This window comes from Nereida ignava (genome assembly GCF_047114695.1).
Lineage (GTDB): Bacteria > Pseudomonadota > Alphaproteobacteria > Rhodobacterales > Rhodobacteraceae > Nereida > Nereida ignava.
Genome location: NZ_CP112885.1, coordinates 2413205 through 2431223, shown reverse-complemented (window position 1 = coordinate 2431223; position 18019 = coordinate 2413205). Strand labels below are relative to the sequence as shown.

Genomic DNA, 18019 nt, shown 5'->3' with positions numbered 1-18019 from the left:
TTTGGGGGCGTGTCCCCCGAGTTGCGTTTGGTGCCATCTTGACGTCGACCCATGCTAAGACAGGCAAAAATCGGCTACAATGCGAAAATGCCCCCATTTCGAGAAATTGGGGGCATTCTTCTAATCGTTTAAGCGGTGCTGCAATCAAAGGTTAACAAGGGCTTAACACATTCATGTCCGGCCCAAGTATTCCGATGGAAAAGCGTCACTACGCGTCGTCACCTTTGGAGCGGTTTTCAACGATCTCGTCGATCAAACCCCAGTCTTTTGCCTCTTCGGGCGACATGAAGTTATCACGCTCAAGCGCTGCTTCGACGTCTTTCAATTTATTGCCCGTGTGCTTGACGTAAATTTCATTCAAACGGGTCTTCAGCTTTTGCGTTTCCTGAGCATGGATCATGATGTCTGTCGCCTGCCCTTGGTATCCGCCAGAAGGCTGGTGAACCATCACGCGGCTGTTTGGCAGAGAAAAGCGCATACCTTTTTCGCCAGCCGTCAGCAAAAGCGAGCCCATTGATGCCGCCTGACCAATCACAAGCGTTGATACTTTGGGACGGATGTACTGCATGGTGTCATAAATGGACAAACCTGACGTCACCACACCACCTGGTGAGTTGATGTACATGCTGATCTCTTTGGACGGATTTTCAGCCTCAAGGTGGAGCAACTGCGCCACGACAAGCTGCGACATGCCATCATGGACGGGGCCGTTCAAAAAGATGATCCGCTCCTTCAAAAGACGCGAGAAAATGTCATAGGCGCGTTCGCCACGGCTGGTTTGCTCAACAACCATAGGGACAAGGTTCATATATGTTTCGACTGGATCTTTCATGGGAATGCCTCATCCTGCATGTGTGTGCCGCTACTTAGTAGCCTCAATTTACTAAGATAAGATTAGGACGCGTGATAGCGGGCTGCAAGGCGGCGCGAGGCTTTTTGTTGAAACCACTTCATGGCGCGTTATCTGCCGCCCATGACACAAACACATTTCCCCCCGACCCGCACCGCCGCGCTCGAGCGCCTCTCCTCATTCGTGCCACGCGCAGGGCGCTATGGCCTGCGGAGAAATTATGACGTTGCAGGCCACGAAGGCGTGTCACAACTCTCTCCCTATATCCGTCACAGACTGATCACAGAAGAAGAAGTCTTGCGTACAGTTCTGGGACGATACAGCGCACAAAGTCTCGAAAAATTCGTTCAAGAAGTCTACTGGCGCACCTATTGGAAGGGCTGGCTTGAGATGCGCGCGCCAGTTTGGGGGATGTATAAGCAAGGGCTGAACGCGGCGCTGAACAATGTGCAGACCCAAAGTGGGCTGCGCGCCGAGTGGGAAGCCGCGTGCGCCGGCACCACGGGGATCGACTGTTTTGATCATTGGGCGAAAGAGCTGGCTGAGACAGGTTATCTGCACAATCACGCACGGATGTGGTTCGCATCAATCTGGATCTTCACGCTTCGGCTACCTTGGGAGTTGGGCGCGGATTTCTTCATGCGCCACCTGCTTGACGGCGATGCCGCATCAAACACCTGCTCATGGCGGTGGGTCGGCGGACTTCAAACCGTGGGCAAGACCTATCTGGCCCGCCCCGACAACATCACAAAATACACCGAAGGGCGTTTTAGGCCAACGGGCCTTGCCCCCCACGCGGAACCTCTGAGCGGCTTTGCAAACCCCGACCGGCAACCGATCAAAACACCAGATGCGCCCCAAGCCGGCGCACGGACACTAATCGTGATCCACGAAGATGACATGGCGCTTTCGACCGTGCTGAACGCAACCCGAGGATGTGAAGTTGTCGGCGCAGCTGCCCTAGCTTGTCACGATGCACGCACGCCGCTGAACGTAGCGGAAAACGTGCGGGTATTCACAGAAGACGGGCTTCAAGACACCGGTGAGCGCTTCGCAGACAAATTGGGAATGACCCCGGAAATTTTGGATGTGGAAGCCATCGCACAGATGGCCGCGGATCTGGAATGCGATCAAGTCGCTGCAAACTACGCCCCCGTAGGCCCCGCCAATGACACTTTAAAGAAGCTCGACAAGGCCTTGAAAGGTAAAGGAATAGCATTGACCCAAGCGATGCCAGACTATGACGCGCAAGCTTGGCCCTATGCCACGGCAGGTTTCTTCAAATTCAAAACCAACATCCCCAAACTGATCGCAGGTTTGGGATGAGTTGCTTTAATTTGGTTTTCTGAGAATAGCTAAAGGCCGGATGTGCTGTGCAGTGGGTAATCTGCATAGCCCTTCGAGCTTTGCTCCAAACCAGCCAGGTTTAGCTAAAGCCGCTAACCACCTAGAAATCAAATTTAAATAAAGGTGGCGGAGGCTCAGGGATTCGAACCCTGGGTACGCTCTCACGTACGTCGGTTTTCAAAACCGGTGCATTCGACCACTCTGCCAAACCTCCGCGTTTGGACCGTGTAGCGTGCAAATTTTGATTCGAAAAGTGGGGAATGTTGCCTAAAGCATTTCCGTCGCTTTTCAAAAGCATGACCTTTCGATAAGGTTGTGGAAATTAGATAGCGAACAGGGTCAACCTTGTCGCACAGCAGGCACACAGGACGGACAGAATTATGGCTGCAAAACGCATCACGACAGTGCATTCCGTTGGCGCTTTTTTGGCAGCGGCGGTGCTGCTTTCGGGGTGTGACGAGAACGGTCAGCTGTCCCTTAAAGCCCTGCAAACAAGCCCCGATGCGACCGTGACGCCCGCAACTACCGCGCGACTTGTTGAACGCGACGTCGAAGCACCAGACGTGTTTCAAGTGACAGAAACAGGCCTTTGGGATGGACGCCCAAGCTTGGGTGGTGTCTGGGTGGCCCACCCTGATGTGAAAGATCCCGAGCGGGTCATTATTCGAAATCAAGCGAACGGTAAATTTGTTATCGGTGCTCTTTTTCGCCGTGAACGCGACAATCCCGGCCCCAGCCTTCAGCTTTCCTCAGATGCCGCAGACGCAATCGGGGTGTTGGCGGGACAGCCGGTGCCGCTCAATGTGACGGCTTTGCGCCGTGAAGCAGTGGAAGAACCAACGCAAACCACGCCTGCGCAAACAGCCATTGAAAAACCAGCCGCAGTTGAAGCGCAGCCTCTCGATGATATTGTGACCACCGCTGCCAACGCCATTGATGCATCAACGGAACAGCCGCCAGCGGCCAAACCAACACCACGCCCCGCTGTGTCCACGTTGAATAAGCCGTTTATTCAAATTGGCATTTTCAACGTTGAGCAAAACGCAAAGAACACTGCTGAGGCGATGCGTCAGGCGGGCATTATCCCGCAGGTTCTTCAAGGCACCAGCAATGACAAAACTTTTTGGCGCGTCATCGTTGGGCCAGCGACCAATACATCTGAACGCGCGGGGCTGTTGAAAAAGGTCAAATCACGCGGCTTTAATGACGCCTATTACGTCACCAATTAGACAGCACGCGCCAAGATCACGGCGCATGCTCAGATCAGCAATGAGGCACATATGACCCACCGGTTACTCATCGTTTTGGCATTTTTGATACTGCCCCTCAGCGCTGCCCATAGTTTTGAAACCCGCGCTACGGCCGCTTACGTCATCGATCAGACAACCGGCACGGTACTGCTGGCCAAGAACGCATCGAAACCTTTGCCACCGGCGTCAATGTCCAAACTGATGACACTTTATATGGCGTTTGAAGCTGTAGAAGACGGCAGGCTCAGCATGGATGAAGAGCTGCTCGTTAGTCAAAACGCGATGAACTATGGCGGCTCTACTTTGTTTCTTAGACGCGGCGAACGCGTCAGTGTCGCGGACCTCATAACGGGCATCATTGTTTTGTCGGGCAACGACGCCTGCGCAGTCATTGCCGAGGCGCTTAGCGTAGACGGCACCGAGGCTGGCTTTGCGAAAATGATGACTGCCCGCGCGCGCCAATTGGGGATGATGGACAGCAATTTCACCAACTCCAACGGATGGCCCGCACCCGACCATCGCATGTCGATGCGCGACCTTGGCACGCTTGCGGACCTGCTGATCAAAGACTTCCCCCAGCACTACCCCCTTTTTGCACAACGCGAATTTTTATTTGACCCGACAGAAAGCTCAAACCGGTTGAACCGCAATCCTTTACTGGCACTTGATATTGGGGCAGACGGCCTGAAAACCGGCCACACACAAGAAGCGGGTTACGGCCTTGTGGGTAGCGCAAAACAAGGTGATCGCCGTGTAATTTTTGTAATCACTGGCCTCGAAACCGCAGCGGGACGCGCCGAAGAAGCAGAACGCATCGTTGATTGGGCTTTTCGTCAGTTCGCTCAGAAAGATATCATCACGGCCGGTACCAAGGTTGCCGATGCTGAGGTTTGGAATGGTGATTTGCCGCTGGTGGGCCTTGCGGTTGCGCAGGATCTTTCCATGCTGCTCCCCGTCTTGGCTGCGGATCAGGTAAAGGCCGAAGTCGCCTACACAGGCCCGATCGAAGCACCAATCTTGAAAGGCGATGTTCTGGCCGAATTGGTGGTAAGTGTTAATGGCCTTCCCGACACCCGTATCCCGTTAGTTGCTGAACACGACGTTTCTGCCGGTGGCTTTCTGAGCCGCATGCGCACCGCAAGCCGCGTTGTCATCCGCAAAATAGCCGGACCAACAGTTCCCCTTATGGCGACGAATTAATCCATGACTGCACGTTTCATTACTTTTGAGGGCATCGATGGCTCTGGCAAATCGACCCAAGCGCGCCGCCTTGCTGACGCCCTGCCCAACGCAATTTTGACCCGCGAACCCGGTGGTTCAACCGGTGCCGAAGAAATTCGCCGCCTGCTGGTTGAGGGGGAGCCAGATCGCTGGTCCGCTGAAACAGAGCTTTTATTATTCACAGCGGCCCGTCGTGACCACCTTGAAAAGACCATCCGCCCTGCCCTTGAACGCGGCACAACGGTGATCAGTGACCGCTTTGCCGACAGCACACGGGTCTATCAAGGTGCGACCCGTGGCGATTTACGCAGCAAAGTAGATGCGTTGCACAGTTTGATGATTGAGCGTGAACCTGACCTGACGATATTGATCGACATGGACCCGAAAACAGCGCTGCAACGCGGCTTGGCCAGATCAAGCGGCGAAGACCGCTTTGAGGACATGGGCCTCGAATTTCAGCAGGCCCTTCGTACAGGGTTCCTTGATCTCGCCAAACAGGATCCTGCCCGTTGGCGGGTGATTGATGGAAACAGGTCCATTGAGGACGTCTGGCACGACGTCCAAGCCGCAGTCATTTAGAAGGCGCAATTAGCGCTTTTACCTGCCCCAGACCCGTGGCACACCTTTGCTATGTCTGATCTGCCCGAACCCGACCGCATTGAAGGTGCGCCACATCCGCGCGAAACCACACGCCTGTTTGGGCATGGGGCGGCGGAGGCTGCGGTACTTGATGCATTCACCTCTGGGCGGCAACATCACGCGTGGATGCTGCAAGGCCCGCGCGGTACCGGCAAAGCGACATTCGCTTATCACTTTGCAAGATTTCTGATCGCCACGCCCCCAGCGGGAAAGCCGGATATGTTCGGCGATACGGCGGCGCCCAGCACATTGCACATTTATCCAGAGCATCCCGTTGCACGCCGAATGGCCGCCGGATCCGAAAGCGGGCTGTTCGTCTTGCGTCGCGCCGTCGATGAGAAGGACAAAAGCAAACTTAAGACTGTAATCACCGTCGATGAGGCACGCAGGCTCAAAGAATTTCTGACCATGTCTGCGGCCGACGGCACACCGCGCGTTGTGATCATTGATGCGGCGGATGAAATGAATGTTCAGACCGCGAATGCCATCTTGAAGCTGCTTGAGGAGCCACCTGCAAACACCACGCTTTTGCTGATCTGCCATCAGCCTTCGCGCCTGCTGCCAACCATTAGGTCACGGTGCCGTACGCTGTCTTTCAACAGGTTATCTGCAGAGGATATGACCCAAGCCTTGGCGCAAGCGGGTGTACCACTTCCCACGAATATGGATCACCTGAACGCTCTCGCAGATGGCTCTGTTGGGGAAGCGTTAAGGCTACTGAACCTTGGCGGTCTTGATACATATGCCCGACTGGTTGAGTTACTCCAAAACGCGCCAGGCCTTGACCGAGCTAAACTCAGTAAACTCGGCGACGGCATGATTGGCCGCGCCAAGGCACCCCAGTTTGATCTATTTTTGAACCAGATTGACACGTTGTTGTCACGGATCGCACGCACCGGCATTACAGGTGCACCATCCGTGGAGGCAGCACACAACGAAGGCGCGCTGCTACAACGCCTTTGCCCTAATCAAGCTGCGGGAAAGGCATGGGCGGCACTTCACCAAGACATTGGCGCACGTCTTAGGCATGGCAAAGCGGTCAACCTTGACCCTGCGGTGTTGGTCGTTGATACGGGCCTCAAGATTGACCAAGAAGCCGCCAAATGGGCCGCAAAAAGGTAGCCACCATGATAGTCGACAGCCACTGCCACCTCGATTTTCCAGACTTTGACGAAGAACGCGCAGATATCGTGGCGCGGGCCGTTGAGGCCGGTGTGGGCAAAATGGTAACGATCTGCACAAAGTTGAAGAACGAGCCACAAGTACGCAAAATCGCTGAAGAATTTCCATCCGTCTACTATGCGGCGGGTACGCACCCAATGTCTGCCGCGGATGAGCCGATGGCCACTGTGAAACACCTTGTTGACCTTGCGCAGCACCCCAAGTTTGTAGGCATCGGCGAGACCGGTCTGGATTATCACTATACGGCCGACAGCGCTGAGGTACAAAAAACCTCTCTTGCCGTACACATCGATGCCGCCCGCGAAACAGGGCTGCCGCTGATCATCCACTCTCGCGCGGCAGATGAGGACATGGCAGATATCCTTGAGGCGGCCTACGCCAAGGGTCCGTTTGACTGTGTCATGCATTGCTTTTCAAGTGGGCCGGAGCTGGCGCGCCGTACTCTCGATCTGGGATTTTATCTGTCCATGTCGGGCATCGCGACATTCCCCAAATCGCAAGAAGTGCGCGACATCTTTGCCGCTGCTCCACTGGACCGTGTCTTGGTGGAAACTGACAGCCCGTATTTAGCACCAAAGCCGTTTCGCGGAAAACGAAATGAACCCGCCTACACGGCCCACACCGCGGCGGTTGGCGCAGAGGTCTTCGGCATATCGCTTGATGATTTCGCCAAAGCGACCACAGACAACTTTCATCGCCTCTTCTCAAAGGCCGCCTAAATGGAGCGGGTGTTTACCATACTCGGTTGCGGCTCATCAGGAGGCGTTCCGCGATTGGGGCCCAACGGCGGAAACTGGGGGGCGTGCGATCCAGGTAATCCTAAAAACAGGCGTCGCCGCTGTGCGCTACTTATTGAGCAGCACACAGATGAAGGCACCACTACGGTCCTGATCGATACTGGACCCGATATGCGCAGCCAGTTGCTTGATGCGGGTGTCGGCGCGTTGGATGCGGTTGTCTACACCCACAGCCACGCAGATCATGTCCACGGCATCGATGACCTGCGCCAGATCGTTTACAATATGCGCAGCCGCCTTGATGTTTATGCCGATGGCGACACGACAAACGACCTTATTTCGCGGTTTGGATACGCCTTTGTCCAGCCGGCTGGATCAAGCTATCCGCCTATTTTGAACCTCAATGCAATCGATGGCGATGTTACTGTGTCGGGCAATGGCGGCGAAATCATTCTATCGCCAATTCGCGTGACCCATGGCTCTATCGAGGCGCTTGGCTTTCGAATTGGCAACGTGGCGTACATGCCTGATGTGTCCAGCATGGGTGAGGATGGTTTTGCGATGCTGCACAACCTTGAATACTTCATTCTTGATGCCCTGCGCTATGAACCGCATCCGACACACCTCAATGTTGAACAAGCACTTGAATGGGTGGATCGCCTGAGACCGTCCCAAGCGGTGCTGACCAACATGCATCTCGATCTTGACTACGACACACTCAACCGTGAAACCCCTGATCACGTCACACCAGCTTTCGACGGGATGCAGATAAAAGTTCAGCTCTAGCTTTCTTTTGTTTTCAAATATCCCCGCCGGAGGCCCGCGACGCTGCTCACCCACCCCGGACCCGCCATGCAAGCTCTGATTGACGTCATTATTCCTGTCTTTTTGTTGGTCGGTTTCGGCTATGCCGCCTCGTGGGGTGGATTGTTTAAGGCAGAATATGTTGATGGGCTGATGAAGTTTGCCCAAGGATTTGCGATCCCGTGCTTGCTGTTTTCGGCCATCGCTAACCTTGATCTTGACCAATCCTTCAACTGGCCCATTCTGCTTAGCTTTTATTTAGGCGCATTTGTGTGTTTCGCCTTGGGGCTGATCGGTGCCAGAGTACTGTTCAAACGCGATTGGGAAGACGCAGTTGCCATCGGGTTTGTGGCGCTCTTTTCAAACTCCGTACTTCTTGGCCTGCCAATTACCGAGCGCGCTTTTGGCTCCGAGGCCCTGACCGGTAACTACGCCATCATCGCCATTCACGCGCCACTTAACCTAAGCATTGGCATCATCGGGATGGAGCTTGCCAAAGCCCACGGCGCGCCTGCCCGTGACGTTGCGCGCACCATATTTACCTCTACGATCAAAAACTCACTGATCATCGGCATTTCGCTTGGCTTCATCGTGAACCTCACCGGATTGACCGTGCCGAGTGTGCTGCAAGACGCCATTGATTTGATGATCCGTGCCGCCCTGCCCGCCGCACTTTTCGGACTTGGCGGCGTGTTACACCGCTATAAACCCGAAGGTGATATGACCACGGTGCTTTACGTTGTCGCCCTGTCGTTAGTGGTCCATCCAGTGATCGTTTACAGCGTTGGTCAGCTGGTTGATCTGTCTACCTTCGAGATGCGCTCAGCTATCATTACAGCCGCCTCCGCCCCCGGTATCAACGCCTACTTATTCGCAAACATGTACGGGCGGGCAAAACGTGTGGCCGCTACATCGGTCCTTTTGGGCACTGCCGCAAACATGGTGTCTATCTGGGTCTGGTTGTTGATCTTGTCGTGACGCCTAATCAAGCGGTTCAAGAACTTCGACGTTGAGATACCCCTGATCAGGCCCCGCCCATTGGCGCGATTGCCACGCAAACCCTGTACGCTCATCCACAAAATAGAGGTTGCGGAATCCGGCCCCTCCGCCCTCGCAAGTTTCGATCATTTGACGGGTTGTATAACTCAGCTCAGCCAATGTGATACGCACCGTGTCACCCGCACTATAGCTACATCTGACATTCCAAGACTGTCCGTCAGGCCCGCGACCTGGGGTAAAATATGTTCGTGTAATTGCCTCGGGCCACCTATTTGGTGGGAGTGGAAAAGCGATCGGGTCGTTGCTTTCGACCTGCATTGGCAGCAAGTCAAACCCAAAGCCCTGAGTTGCAACGACCAACCCACCTTTGAGGGTAATTTGGCGTTTAGACGGTGTAAGGTATGACACACGGTTACCGCGTGCACGGTTGGCCAGCGCCAGCGTTCTCAACTTTTGATCAGGTACCTCGACACGGATATTTGCAAGATCAAGCACGTCAATTTGGTCACGCGAAATCTCAGCCCTTGAGACCTGTTGGCTTGACCCCGCACGTCCATCCCGAAGCTGCTCACTGGCCAGTTTCCAAAGCTGGCCGTTGCTGCCCCCTGATGAGCAAGCGGTAGATAACAGCAGACATGCTCCAACAATCGCGCGCATCATTTCCAGAACTCCCCCCAGCTGTCGTATACGCGCTGATCACCCGCATCACGCACCTTGGGATAAAGCCGGTCAGACACATTCAACCTCGCACCAGCATCTCCGGAAATACCGCCCAAGCGCAGCGTACTTTTCTGTGCGGTCGTGGTCGGTGCGACCCAACCCAGCGGGATCGAAACCCGTAGGCCCAACTTGAGTTGCTCGTCTTTGTTGGCTTCCGTGAGTGTCGCACTCAGCGAGGTGTCCCAGCCGTTTGCATGATAGCGTGACAGGGTCACTGTGCCGCCCCAGTCTCCCGCTAGGTATTTACCAACATCTAACTGCGCAGAAACGCTCTTATACCCTGTGTCCCAATAGACCGAGCCATGGCCCGTGGTGGCCGTGTAATCCACAAATTCAAATGGGTCGTCATAGTCACGTTTCTTCACTTCGTTCACTTCAAGACCGAATGCGAAATTGCTGGCGTTTAGGGTCCATAAGATTTCGGCACTGGCCCCGCCATAGCCGCGCTCTAGAAGGCCAAAGGAAAACCGCGAGTAAACCGTATCGGAAAGTTTGCGCTGATAGACAGCCGCAAGTTGCGTGAGTTGCACCGAGCTCCGGTCATACGAGCTGTTATCGCTGCGCGCCATTGGCAACGCGGGTGCGGGGTCTTGATTTTTGTCCCCCGCCAACAAGTAATCAAGCACGCCCACAAAACTCAGGGATGGCGACACGGTATATTTACCGAACGCATTTAGAACCGCCACAGGATCAAACTCATTGTCAGAAGTCACATCAAGCTGGATGCGCGGTGCGACCGACCAATAAAACCCTGGCTGCTGTTGTTGCTGCCAGTCCCATGTCTGGGCCCTATCAGACGCGCCTGTGATCCCTGTGTTGGCCAACACTTGCGAGCCACCCCGTGGCTGATCAACCAATTGATGGATGTCGTTACGCCGGATCGTAAAGGTTTTCGTGGGCAGATCGTTCAGGGTTAGCGAAATATCAAATACGTTGACGCTTTGCGGTGAGGTCGCCGCCAAAACACGCGCCGTACGTCCAATCACTTTGGGCACTGCTGCATTGCTCCAAGACACAACACGGACCGCCGCAACGTCTCCGTCTAACTTTGCCTTTTGCAATTGAATGCCTTGTTCGGACAGCAACCCCGCCAAGCGGTCAAAATCAGGCGACGCCGCACCGCCCCATGTTTGCGCCGCACCACTGCGCGCGCCAACAAATACAGGCGGAGCCCCAACAGGCTGTGCAACACGTGGCCGGTTTGGGTTGCCAGAAAGGGTCAGCTTCACACCGACGGTATCGCCACCGCGCTGATTGGCCCCAAGTGTCAGTCCTTCACTGACCTCGTAACGCGCACCAAAATTGAACCGGCTATCTGGCATCACTGCTTCGTTGGCAAAAGTATCACTGCTGTATTCAGCGGCCAGTGAAAGCCCGTCTACCGGTGTGTGCCACAACAGGCCTGCAAAAACGCCAGCGTCCCCTTTGAACAGGTGATCAAAACTGGCGCGCTTTGCGGTGTCAAACGCGGGACGCTGACCAAATGGTGCGGAAACATCTGCCGTCCCCCCGTAGCGTCTCCACCCCAGACCCACGCTGGCCTCAACGGTCTGTGCAGTGTTCTGCTCGCCACAATATACTCGGCCGCATCACGATCGTTTCCAAACAGCCCGTTAATGCCCACGCTGATCGCAGGCAAAATACGCCCTTCATCTGTCAGCGCATATTTCAGATTGAGCGAGGTATTCTCGGACGAAACTCCAGCTCCAATATCGTCGTACGTCGCGAAGCTGAGCGAGGTTTGAAGCCTTGGCAGCGCTTGGAACGTGAAGTTCAGCGTAGAAAAGTCCTTGTCACGTGCAAGGCTTAACGCGCTTTCTGCATCCGGCAACATGAACGCATCAGGCATATCAATAAGCCCCGAGACACCCCGTGGCGTAAGGTTAAAGTCCGCGGCCCCCAGCACCGATGGGACCAAAATACACACCAATGTTGTTGATAACCGCTTCACCCTTGCACCCGTTACATCACCCCGCCATCAAGCGTATACTACATCCGTAACGTGGCCGATGGATTGCAAACGCGCAATTCAGACTTAACGAGTACTCAGTAATGTCGCCCACTTTTTCGTTGGATATTTTCATCGCTGTCGAGGCCGGTGAAACCCCAAAAGATATCGAAACAACATTGTGCCATTTTGAGGCTGCTCTGGAAGGCTGCAGCGGACGGGCGCATCTGATGGTGCTCATCAGTGAAGGTACATCAGAAGCAAGGGCTCAGGCGGATAAAGTCGTCAATGATATCAACTGCGCGCAGATTGAGATTGTCAGCGTAGCTGCGTCCGATTGGCACGAAACATATCGCACGGCGCGCGCACATTTTAGCCAGAGTGGCCGCGAGTGGTTTGCATTCTTTGCATTCGGTTTAACACCGGATCCCTACTGGCTTGCTGAAATACAAAAAGCCGCAAGCCTTTGGCCTGAGAGAGCCGCGTTTTTTGGTCCCGTGGATAACGACTGCAAGCAAACATCTGGGATTTACGATGGCATTTCATACGGCGAAGAAGCCACTGTGCTGTGGCAAGCCAATCACGTCATAAAAGCCCCACTGCTTCAGCTGGGGCCGCTTGGCGCAGATCACGCCACTTTCGTCCCGTTCGCACGCGTTAGGGATAACACCTCGACCAAAACCATACGGCACCTTCAGCACCTGTCGGTTCCTGATCCACAAATTGAACAAAACTCAAAACGCCTTAGAAACGAACCTCTCAAAATATGGATGAGCGTTGCGTTGAAAGGCTTTAACTTCGGCTGGAAACTACTTGAAGAGACGGGATTTTATATTGTACGGGGTCGATGGAGAACGGCCCATATAGCCCGTGAAAGACTAAGATTGACCCGTGCCTGGGCGGCAGGCCTAGCCGTTCTTTGGCCGCAACTTCAACTGCGAAAACTGCCCTCAGCGGACCTTCCTGTCGCAGCGCATGCCCGTCGTCTGTCAAAAAAACGTGGCCAAATCAGCATTGTGATGTGCACCCACAATCGCCCCGAGCTTTTCAAGCGTGCAATGCGCTCACTTGCGATGATGATCCCATGCAGAGATCACGACGTGGATGTCATCGTGGTTGAGAACGAACAACACCCAAAAGTTCAGCAGTGGATCACCGCGCAAGCGTGGCCCTGGCCGGTCATTCATGTTTTGGAGACCAAACAAGGGTTAGCACACGCACGCAACAGGGGCTTGGACATCGCGGATGCCCGAGGCAGCCAATGGGTCGCCAGTTTCGATGATGACCAAGAAGCTGACCCTGCTTGGCTGCTCGAGTATGAGCGCGCAATCGCATCATATCCAACCGCACGCGCATTTACGGGCCCGTATGTGTTCCGATACCCAAAGGGGCTATCGGCATTTCGGCGCAGAACAGAAATGTCTGGCTACCGGCTTGGCCAGCCAATGACGATTGCCGCAACTGGAAACGCGTTCTTCCACCGCGATCTGTTTGGGGCGGAGGCCGCGGGGCTTCGGTTTGATAACCGCTTCAACAAAACAGGCGGTGAAGATACCGCGTTTTCCAAGTCGGTACTCAAAATGGGGCAGAAAATATATTGGGTGCCATCTGCAAAAATATCCGAGGACGTGGACAGAGATCGGACAACGCTGCAGTATCTCTCGCTCAGAACAACTCACAACGCCCTAAACGCCAGTGTCAGTCGGAGGATCAATTATGGCACTGCCCAAGGATTGCTGCGCGACATAATACAAATCTACCGATCTATAATCCTGACCCTACTCGCCGTTTTATGTGCGTTCATGTTTTTGCCCTTCTACCCCAAACGGGCAAAAGCGCATTTGGGCGACGTAGTGATCTGGCTCTCGCGCATTAAAGGCATCGTGCTTAGTTACTTTGGCAAATCAATTGAAGCCTACGGCACAACCACCGGCAAAAATTAAGACGTGGAAAAACAGGCCTATCTGATAAAGTTAACAAGGTATTAACGAGTTGGTGGGCCAGATTAAGAAATTACTATTGATCTCTATTGGATTAGGAATTGCAGGTTTTGCGGCATATGCAGGCGGGCTTGCGGAAGGCCTTGTCGATCCAGAAGTGTTGGAACCAGAAGACGATGATATCGGTTGGCTCTTGCCAACGTTGCTGTTGATCGGGGTAGCCGCACTAGTAGCGGCGAACGACGACGGCACCTAAGGCCGTTATCAGAATACAAACCATTACTTTGGCCCTGACGTTAAATCGTTGGGGCCTTTTTGATGGGAAACTGCTTTGGAAATCTACAATGGTGCGGTCGGGGGGACTCGAACCCCCACGAGTGTTACCTCACAGCGACCTCAACGCTGCGCGTCTACCAATTCCGCCACGACCGCATGTTCATGTGCTTGGTATGGGCGCGGCTTAGACAAACTGCGGCGGCCTTACAAGTCAAAAAATGCACGTCACTCATGACAATCTCAACATGGCCTGATATTGCCTTGCAAAATTGCCGCTGCGCCATCGGATTGTCAGTAGGCAGGGACATGCAAGCTAGGAAATTCTAAATGGTCGAATGGATTACCTCCACGTCTTTGGTCTCATATGACGCGGCTTGCGCTGAGATGGAGCGACGCGTTGCAGGGATCATCGACGGCACGATGAACGAGGCGATCTGGCTGCTTGAACACCCCCCTCTTTACACTGCAGGCACATCGGCGGACCCAAGTGATTTGACCGACCCAAACCGTTTTGACGTGTTTGAGAGTAAGCGTGGCGGACAGTATACATATCACGGGCCGGGACAGCGGGTCATCTACACTATGCTTGACGTGAACAAACGGGGCCGTGATGTGCGTACGTTTGTGCAATCTCTGGAAGCTTGGGTGATTGACGCGTTAGGCGAGTTCAATGTGACCGGTCATATTCGCGACAGTAGGGTTGGCGTTTGGGTTGAGCGGCCTGAAAAGCCGCTTGGCCCGAATGGTGGCATGGCTGAGGATAAAGTGGCCGCGATTGGAATTCGCCTGCGCAAGTGGGTCAGCTTTCACGGCATTTCAATCAATGTTGAACCGGATTTGTCGCATTTTGACGGCATTGTGCCCTGCGGAATTACAGATCACGGTGTTACATCGCTGGTGGATTTGGGCCTTCCTGTTACGATGGACGACCTCGACGTCGCATTACGCAAAACGTTTGAGACGCATTTTCCCGCGATCATTTAGAAATAACAAAGCACTGAAATACCAAAAACAATCCGTTACGACGGGCCAGATCTTCAACGTATACAATTGTTTACAATTCTAAACTGGCGGTAAAATCAGATATTTAGATCGTTCCAACTTGAATGACCTGCGCCATTTTAGCCCACATTTTACGGCGTATTAACATTGCTCTGATAGCGGCTGTGCCTTAGTAACAGGTCAGAATACCCTCCACGAGTCGCTTCGTGGGGTGATATACATTGGGAACCAACAAAAACGGAGGCACCGGACATGGCAGACGCCGCCATTCACGGCCACGACGCTGAGCACGAAGACAACCGCGGGTTCTTTACCCGTTGGTTTATGTCTACAAACCACAAAGACATCGGCATTCTTTACCTATTTGCATCGGGTATCGTCGGTTTCATTTCCGTAGCATTCACAGTTTACATGCGCCTCGAGCTCATGGAACCTGGCGTGCAATACATGTGTCTTGAAGGCGCACGTTTCCTCGCATCTGAGGCAACTTGTACGCCAAACGGTCACCTGTGGAACGTCATGATCACCTACCACGGTGTTTTGATGATGTTCTTTGTTGTTATCCCCGCCTTGTTTGGTGGTTTTGGTAACTACTTCATGCCATTGCAAATTGGCGCGCCAGACATGGCCTTCCCACGTTTGAACAACTTGTCATTCTGGTTGTTCATCGCAGGTACGTCGCTGGGTGTCGCATCAATGTTGGCACCAGGCGGCAACGGCCAATTGGGCTCAGGCGTCGGATGGGTCATGTATCCACCGCTTTCAACGTCAGAAGCCGGCATGTCGATGGACTTGGCAATCTTTGCTGTACACGTTTCCGGCGCATCTTCGATCCTGGGTGCGATCAACATCATCACCACGTTCCTGAACATGCGTGCGCCGGGTATGACACTGCACAAAGTACCACTTTTTGCATGGTCTATTTTTGTAACTGCATGGTTGATCCTTCTGGCACTGCCCGTGCTTGCAGGTGCGATCACAATGTTGCTGACAGACCGCAACTTTGGCACGTCCTTCTTCCAGCCTGATGGCGGTGGCGACCCTGTTCTCTACCAACACATCTTGTGGTTCTTCGGACACCCGGAAGTGTACATCATCATTCTGCCGGGCTTTGGTATCATCAGCCACATCATCGCAACATTCTCGCGCAAGCCGATCTTTGGCTACCTGCCAATGGTTTACGCGATGGTCGCAATTGGTGTCTTGGGCTTCGTTGTCTGGGCGCACCACATGTACACAGTCGGCATGTCACTGACGCAACAGTCATACTTCATGATGGCAACGATGGTGATTGCGGTACCGACCGGCGTGAAAATCTTTAGCTGGATCGCGACAATGTGGGGCGGCTCTGTTGAGTTCAAAACACCTATGCTTTGGGCGTTCGGCTTCTTGTTCCTCTTCACCGTCGGTGGTGTAACAGGCATCGTATTGTCACAAGCCGGTGTAGACCGCGCTTATCATGACACATACTATGTGGTTGCTCACTTCCACTACGTGATGAGCCTTGGGGCGGTGTTCTGCATCTTCGCAGGTATCTACTTCTACCTGCCGAAAATGTCCGGTCGCATGTATCCCGAGTGGGCTGGTAAGCTGCACTTCTGGGCAATGTTTATCGGTGCAAACCTGACATTCTTCCCGCAGCACTTCTTGGGCCGTCAGGGTATGCCTCGTCGCTACATCGACTACCCCGAAGCGTTCGCAACTTGGAACTACGTCTCCTCGATCGGTGCATTCCTGTCGTTTGGTTCGTTCCTCTTCTTCATCGTGGTTCTGTTCTACACATTGCTTGCAGGACGCCGCGTGACAGAAGCGAACCCATGGAACGAGTATGCAGATACGCTGGAGTGGACACTTCCATCACCACCCCCAGAGCATACATTTGAAATTCTTCCAAAGCAGGAAGACTGGGACAAAGGCCACGCGCACTAAGCGTTGTAGCCCACGACGAAACAAGAAAGCCCTCGCCTTTATCGGCGGGGGCTTTTTCTTTTTGACCGGATGGAAGTCATTCATTTTGACCTGCGGCAAAACATACAGTGGAAAAGCAGTGGTCAGCATTGCTAACTCGCAAGAGCAGCCTAACTTCTGGGCAAGAATAGACACGCAAGCGACAGACGACATGCCCTATCAAATTACCAATCAAAACCCTTGCACCATAACACTTTGGCCTCACCAATCGATGACACCACAAGGCTTCGTCTGGTTCATCGGCATTACCAGCAGCCTAATTTTTCTGCCCGCAATCGCCATTCTGGGCAGCCCCGTTGTTTGGGGTCTGCTGCCATTCTTTATCATCGCACTTTGGGCAGTCTGGAGCGCGATCCGCCGCAACCAGAAAGACGCCGCGGTGCGCGAAACGCTTACAATTGATTGTGAAACAACTGCTTTGTCGCGGATCAACCCACGTGCACCGGCCCAAAGCTGGCAAGCTAACACCTACTGGGTCAGCGCACACATGCACACTAAGGCCGGACCCGTAGAAAACTATGTTACGTTGAAAGGCGCCAACCGCGAGGTCGAGCTTGGCGCGTTTTTATCAGCTGATGAGCGCGTCACACTCTATGATGACGTGCAACGCCTGCTCAAAGAACACCGTGAAGCGACCCCTAGCTATTCAGCTGATCCTTGACCATCGGGCCTACGCTGCCAAAGTCCATCTGGCCGGTATAGGCAGCTTTCAACGCTGCCATCACTTTACCCATATCACGGATGCCCTCGGCCCCGGTCGTGCGAATGGCTTCTTGAACTGCGGCTGCGGTTTCGTCCGCATCAAGTTGCTTTGGCAAATAATCCTCGATGATCGAGATTTCCTGTAGCTCTTTTTCCGCAAGCTCCAGACGCCCGCCCTCTTCATAGGCTTTGGCACTTTCTTTGCGCTGCTTGACCATCTTGCCCAGAATAGACGTGATATCGGCATCGCTCACAGAGACCACCTCATCAGATCCACGCGCAGCAATCTCACGATCTTTGATCGCGGCGTTCACCAACCGCAGCGTTGACAAGCGGGCAGTATCTTTCGCCTTCATCGCCTCTTTCAGCGCGGCAGAAATCTGTTCTTTCATTGTCATGGCAGGACCTAATTTGTCAGTTAAGTTAAAGGACTA

Annotated in this window: 16 protein-coding genes, 2 tRNA genes and 1 pseudogene; 13 read left to right on the top strand and 6 right to left on the bottom strand. The window is 53.9% G+C overall.

Going from position 1 to position 18019, the window contains the following annotated elements; genetic code table 11:
* Positions 1 to 208: 208 nt before the first annotated feature.
* Positions 209 to 832 (bottom strand): ATP-dependent Clp protease proteolytic subunit, encoded by a 624-nt coding sequence (locus OLX08_RS11945; protein ID WP_048599986.1) that lies wholly within the window; start codon positions 830 to 832, stop codon positions 209 to 211.
* Between the two features lie 141 nt (positions 833 to 973).
* On the opposite strand from OLX08_RS11945, the gene OLX08_RS11940 reads away from it, so the two are divergent.
* A complete protein-coding gene (locus tag OLX08_RS11940) occupies positions 974 to 2176 on the top strand; it encodes an FAD-binding domain-containing protein (RefSeq protein ID WP_391481618.1) in 1203 nt (400 codons plus the stop codon).
* 145 nt (positions 2177 to 2321) lie between these two features.
* On the opposite strand, the gene OLX08_RS11935 is transcribed toward OLX08_RS11940, so the two are convergent.
* Positions 2322 to 2411 (bottom strand) — tRNA-Ser (locus OLX08_RS11935).
* A gap of 166 nt (positions 2412 to 2577) precedes the next feature.
* Between OLX08_RS11935 and OLX08_RS11930 the strand changes: the two genes are divergently transcribed.
* The 7 genes from OLX08_RS11930 (at position 2578) to OLX08_RS11900 (ending at position 9008) form a co-directional block, all read left to right on the top strand.
* The gene (locus tag OLX08_RS11930; protein ID WP_391481616.1) at positions 2578 to 3426 is read left to right on the top strand and encodes an SPOR domain-containing protein; all 849 of its coding nucleotides are present in this window, start codon (positions 2578 to 2580) and stop codon (positions 3424 to 3426) included.
* A 51-nt stretch (positions 3427 to 3477) separates the two neighbouring features.
* Entirely contained in the window at positions 3478 to 4647 is a 1170-nt protein-coding gene (locus OLX08_RS11925) for a D-alanyl-D-alanine carboxypeptidase family protein (protein WP_391481615.1), read from the top strand.
* A 3-nt stretch (positions 4648 to 4650) separates the two neighbouring features.
* A complete protein-coding gene (tmk, locus tag OLX08_RS11920) occupies positions 4651 to 5247 on the top strand; it encodes a dTMP kinase (protein ID WP_391481613.1) in 597 nt (198 codons plus the stop codon).
* Positions 5248 to 5298: 51 nt separating this feature from the next.
* Complete coding sequence (locus OLX08_RS11915) at positions 5299 to 6429, top strand: DNA polymerase III subunit delta' (RefSeq protein WP_391481612.1); 1131 nt, start codon at positions 5299 to 5301, stop codon at positions 6427 to 6429.
* The gene (locus tag OLX08_RS11910) at positions 6411 to 7208 is read left to right on the top strand and encodes a TatD family hydrolase (RefSeq protein ID WP_391481610.1); all 798 of its coding nucleotides are present in this window, start codon (positions 6411 to 6413) and stop codon (positions 7206 to 7208) included. The genes OLX08_RS11915 and OLX08_RS11910 overlap by 19 nt, the downstream gene beginning before the upstream one ends.
* Positions 7209 to 8012, top strand: a complete 804-nt coding sequence (locus tag OLX08_RS11905) for an MBL fold metallo-hydrolase (RefSeq protein ID WP_391481608.1) — start codon at positions 7209 to 7211, stop codon at positions 8010 to 8012.
* Positions 8013 to 8078: 66 nt separating this feature from the next.
* Positions 8079 to 9008: an AEC family transporter gene (locus OLX08_RS11900; protein ID WP_391481607.1), complete on the top strand. Its 930-nt coding sequence runs from the start codon at positions 8079 to 8081 to the stop codon at positions 9006 to 9008.
* A gap of 3 nt (positions 9009 to 9011) precedes the next feature.
* Here the strand turns inward: OLX08_RS11900 and OLX08_RS11895 are convergent, their stop codons facing one another.
* Together OLX08_RS11895 and OLX08_RS11890 are read right to left on the bottom strand one after the other, a co-directional pair.
* Positions 9012 to 9689, bottom strand: a complete 678-nt coding sequence (locus OLX08_RS11895) for a YjbF family lipoprotein (protein ID WP_391481605.1) — start codon at positions 9687 to 9689, stop codon at positions 9012 to 9014.
* Positions 9686 to 11583: pseudogene (locus OLX08_RS11890) on the bottom strand (YjbH domain-containing protein). The gene OLX08_RS11895 and the pseudogene OLX08_RS11890 overlap by 4 nt, the downstream one beginning before the upstream one ends.
* 218 nt (positions 11584 to 11801) lie before the next feature.
* Here OLX08_RS11890 and OLX08_RS11885 point away from each other — a divergent pair.
* Positions 11802 to 13640 (top strand): glycosyltransferase family 2 protein, encoded by a 1839-nt coding sequence (locus tag OLX08_RS11885; protein ID WP_391481604.1) that lies wholly within the window; start codon positions 11802 to 11804, stop codon positions 13638 to 13640.
* A gap of 76 nt (positions 13641 to 13716) precedes the next feature.
* A complete protein-coding gene (locus OLX08_RS11880; RefSeq protein WP_412535655.1) occupies positions 13717 to 13893 on the top strand; it encodes a hypothetical protein in 177 nt (58 codons plus the stop codon).
* A gap of 89 nt (positions 13894 to 13982) precedes the next feature.
* Here OLX08_RS11880 and OLX08_RS11875 read toward each other — a convergent pair.
* Positions 13983 to 14069 (bottom strand) — tRNA-Leu (locus tag OLX08_RS11875).
* Between the two features lie 171 nt (positions 14070 to 14240).
* Between OLX08_RS11875 and lipB the strand changes: the two genes are divergently transcribed.
* The 3 genes from lipB (at position 14241) to OLX08_RS11860 (ending at position 17544) form a co-directional block, all read left to right on the top strand.
* A complete protein-coding gene (gene lipB / locus OLX08_RS11870) occupies positions 14241 to 14897 on the top strand; it encodes a lipoyl(octanoyl) transferase LipB (RefSeq protein ID WP_391481600.1) in 657 nt (218 codons plus the stop codon).
* A gap of 270 nt (positions 14898 to 15167) precedes the next feature.
* Positions 15168 to 16844, top strand: coding sequence for a cytochrome c oxidase subunit I (gene ctaD / locus OLX08_RS11865; protein ID WP_391481598.1), 1677 nt, complete (start codon positions 15168 to 15170; stop codon positions 16842 to 16844).
* A gap of 190 nt (positions 16845 to 17034) precedes the next feature.
* Entirely contained in the window at positions 17035 to 17544 is a 510-nt protein-coding gene (locus tag OLX08_RS11860) for a DUF2244 domain-containing protein (RefSeq protein ID WP_391481596.1), read from the top strand.
* Here OLX08_RS11860 and OLX08_RS11855 read toward each other — a convergent pair.
* Entirely contained in the window at positions 17522 to 17983 is a 462-nt protein-coding gene (locus OLX08_RS11855; RefSeq protein ID WP_341247112.1) for a GatB/YqeY domain-containing protein, read from the bottom strand. The two genes, OLX08_RS11860 and OLX08_RS11855, sit on opposite strands and share 23 nt — an antisense overlap.
* Between the last annotated feature and the right edge of the window lie 36 nt (positions 17984 to 18019).

What these genes read in the sequence shown, in the direction of transcription:
- OLX08_RS11945 (WP_048599986.1), bottom strand. Translation starts at nt 832, where the DNA reads ATGAAAGATCCAGTCGAAACATATATGAACCTTGTCCCTATGGTTGTT.
- OLX08_RS11940 (WP_391481618.1), top strand. Translation starts at nt 974, where the DNA reads ATGACACAAACACATTTCCCCCCGACCCGCACCGCCGCGCTCGAGCGC.
- OLX08_RS11930 (WP_391481616.1), top strand. Translation starts at nt 2,578, where the DNA reads ATGGCTGCAAAACGCATCACGACAGTGCATTCCGTTGGCGCTTTTTTG.
- OLX08_RS11925 (WP_391481615.1), top strand. Translation starts at nt 3,478, where the DNA reads ATGACCCACCGGTTACTCATCGTTTTGGCATTTTTGATACTGCCCCTC.
- tmk (WP_391481613.1), top strand. Translation starts at nt 4,651, where the DNA reads ATGACTGCACGTTTCATTACTTTTGAGGGCATCGATGGCTCTGGCAAA.
- OLX08_RS11915 (WP_391481612.1), top strand. Translation starts at nt 5,299, where the DNA reads ATGTCTGATCTGCCCGAACCCGACCGCATTGAAGGTGCGCCACATCCG.
- OLX08_RS11910 (WP_391481610.1), top strand. Translation starts at nt 6,411, where the DNA reads ATGGGCCGCAAAAAGGTAGCCACCATGATAGTCGACAGCCACTGCCAC.
- OLX08_RS11905 (WP_391481608.1), top strand. Translation starts at nt 7,209, where the DNA reads ATGGAGCGGGTGTTTACCATACTCGGTTGCGGCTCATCAGGAGGCGTT.
- OLX08_RS11900 (WP_391481607.1), top strand. Translation starts at nt 8,079, where the DNA reads ATGCAAGCTCTGATTGACGTCATTATTCCTGTCTTTTTGTTGGTCGGT.
- OLX08_RS11895 (WP_391481605.1), bottom strand. Translation starts at nt 9,689, where the DNA reads ATGATGCGCGCGATTGTTGGAGCATGTCTGCTGTTATCTACCGCTTGC.
- OLX08_RS11885 (WP_391481604.1), top strand. Translation starts at nt 11,802, where the DNA reads ATGTCGCCCACTTTTTCGTTGGATATTTTCATCGCTGTCGAGGCCGGT.
- lipB (WP_391481600.1), top strand. Translation starts at nt 14,241, where the DNA reads ATGGTCGAATGGATTACCTCCACGTCTTTGGTCTCATATGACGCGGCT.
- ctaD (WP_391481598.1), top strand. Translation starts at nt 15,168, where the DNA reads ATGGCAGACGCCGCCATTCACGGCCACGACGCTGAGCACGAAGACAAC.
- OLX08_RS11860 (WP_391481596.1), top strand. Translation starts at nt 17,035, where the DNA reads ATGCCCTATCAAATTACCAATCAAAACCCTTGCACCATAACACTTTGG.
- OLX08_RS11855 (WP_341247112.1), bottom strand. Translation starts at nt 17,983, where the DNA reads ATGACAATGAAAGAACAGATTTCTGCCGCGCTGAAAGAGGCGATGAAG.